The sequence below is a fragment of the Micromonospora sp. NPDC003776 genome (assembly GCF_053605645.1).
Genome location: NZ_JBSGJR010000857.1, coordinates 1 through 1,963, shown reverse-complemented (window position 1 = coordinate 1,963; position 1,963 = coordinate 1). Strand labels below are relative to the sequence as shown.

Genomic DNA, 1,963 nt, shown 5'->3' with positions numbered 1-1,963 from the left:
GGCCAACGGCCCGGCCGCCGGGCCCTGCTCGCCGCGCTCACCGCGCCGCTCGGCGTCGCCCTGGTGGTGCTGCGGCCCGGCGCCGGCCTCGACCCGCTCGGGCTCACCGCCGGGCTCGCCGGCACCGCCGCGATGGCCGCGGGACTGGTGCTCACCCGCCGCTGGGGGCGGCCACCCGGCGTCGGCACCCTCGCCGCCACCAGTTGGCAACTGATCGCCGGTGGCCTGCTGATCGCGCCGGTCGCCGCCGCCGTCGAGGGCGCGCCGCCCGCCCCGGACGGGCCCGCCCTGCTCGGGTACGCCTGGCTCGGGCTGGTCGGCACCGCGCTGGCGTACGCGCTGTGGTTCCGGGGGGCGGCGCTGCTGCCGGTCACCCGGGTGTCGGTGCTCGGCGCGCTCAGCCCGCTCACCGCCGCCATGCTCGGCTGGCTGGTGCTGGACCAGGCGCTCAGCCCGGCCCAGCTCCTCGGCTTCGCCGTGGCGGTGGGCGCGATGGTGCTCGGCCAACTCCCCGACCGCGTCCCGGGCAGCACCGATCGACTCCCGGGCCGGGCCGGCCGGCGGCGCGGGCCGGATCAGCCGGCGGAGTTGGCGGGGTCGGCCGGGCCGGATGGGCCGGCGGAGCCGGCGGGGTCGGCCGGGCCGGCGGAGCCGGCGGGGTCAGCCGGCACGGAGGCGGGGCAGCTCGGTCGCCGCGTCGCCCCACTCGGGCAGGGCGCCGGGCGGTAGGTCGGCCATGGCGGCGCGCGGCAGGACGAACCGGTGCACCGCCGCGGGGCCGGCCGCGTACGACCGGTCGAGCAGCCAGCGCACCTCGTCGACGGTCCAGCCCAGCCCGGACCGGCCGGCGATCTCCCGCAACAGCCGCACCCCGACCCGGGTGTCGTCGTCGTAGAAGCGCACGCACCAGTGGTGCGCCCACATGCCGAGCGCACGCACGCCCGCCGCGTCCAGCGAGCCGGCGAGCCGGCCGCAGGCGGTCTCGGCGAAGGCGCGCCCCGGGTCGTCGGCCCGGTCCCGTTCGATCGCGCCGTACGCGGCCGGCGCCACCACCCGCATCCGGTCGTAGAAGCCCTGCACCACCGCGCGGTCCAGCCGTATCCGCCCGGACCGCATCAGCGGGCACCTCGCCCGGCCACGCTCGCCATTCCCCGCACCCTTTTCTTGAGTTGGTGGCGGGACCGTACCGACCACTACCGACACTTTGCGCGGCGGAATCCGTTGCGGCGTCAGGGATAGCTGGCCTGAGCTGGGGCGTCTGTATCAATGACAGACAACAACGGGAGGGTGGGTGGACGAGGACGACCGGGCCCGGCTGGCGCAGTTCGTGGCCAGCCGTACGCCGGCGTTGATGCGGGTCGCGTACCTGCTCACCGGCGACCGGCACGCCGCCGAGGACCTGTTCCAGTCGGCGCTGGCGAGGACCATCCCGAAATGGCGCACGCTGCGGCACGCCGACCCGGAGGGCTACCTGCGTGCGGTCATGTACCGGGAGCAGGTGAGCTGGTGGCGGCGGCTGCGGCGGCGCCGGGAGACACCGCTGACCGGCGCCGACGAGGCGGTCCAGCCGGACCCGAGCGGCGGCACCGACGTACGCCTGGCGATGCGCGCGGCCCTGCGGCAGCTGCCGCCGGCCCAGCGCACGGTGCTGGTCCTGCGCTATTACGAGGACCTCACCGAGACCCAGGTGGCCGAGGCGCTGGGCTGCACGGTCGGCACCGTGCGCAGCCGTACCCACCGGGCGGTGGTCCGGCTGCGCCAGATCATGCCGGACGTCGAGCTTCTGGAGGTACGGCAGTGAGCAGGACGTTCGAGAACCTCATCCGCACCACCCTCTCCGAGCTGGCCGAGGAGGCACCGATCGTGCAGGACCAGTTGACCCCGGCGGAACGCCGGGCCCGGAAGCGCCGCCGCACCGCCGTGACGCTCAGCGTGGCGGGGGTGGTGGCCGCCGTGCTCGTCG

Annotated in this window: 3 protein-coding genes; 2 read left to right on the top strand and 1 reads right to left on the bottom strand. The window is 76.5% G+C overall.

Features of this window, described 5'->3' with window-relative positions; genetic code table 11:
- Positions 1 to 729 (top strand): EamA family transporter (locus ACWEVO_RS35775; RefSeq protein ID WP_452311825.1); only part of this gene is annotated, 729 nt, incomplete at its 5' end.
- Here ACWEVO_RS35775 and ACWEVO_RS35770 read toward each other — a convergent pair.
- The gene (locus tag ACWEVO_RS35770) at positions 661 to 1,116 is read right to left on the bottom strand and encodes a hypothetical protein (protein ID WP_452311824.1); all 456 of its coding nucleotides are present in this window, start codon (positions 1,114 to 1,116) and stop codon (positions 661 to 663) included. The two genes, ACWEVO_RS35775 and ACWEVO_RS35770, sit on opposite strands and share 69 nt — an antisense overlap.
- 175 nt (positions 1,117 to 1,291) lie before the next feature.
- On the opposite strand from ACWEVO_RS35770, the gene ACWEVO_RS35765 reads away from it, so the two are divergent.
- On the top strand, positions 1,292 to 1,801 hold the full coding sequence (locus tag ACWEVO_RS35765; protein ID WP_452311823.1) for a SigE family RNA polymerase sigma factor: 510 nt from the start codon (positions 1,292 to 1,294) through the stop codon (positions 1,799 to 1,801).
- Positions 1,802 to 1,963 lie beyond the last annotated feature (162 nt).

Coding starts and splice junctions, on each gene's coding strand:
- ACWEVO_RS35770 (WP_452311824.1), bottom strand. CDS start 1,116: ATGCGGTCCGGGCGGATACGGCTGGACCGCGCGGTGGTGCAGGGCTTC.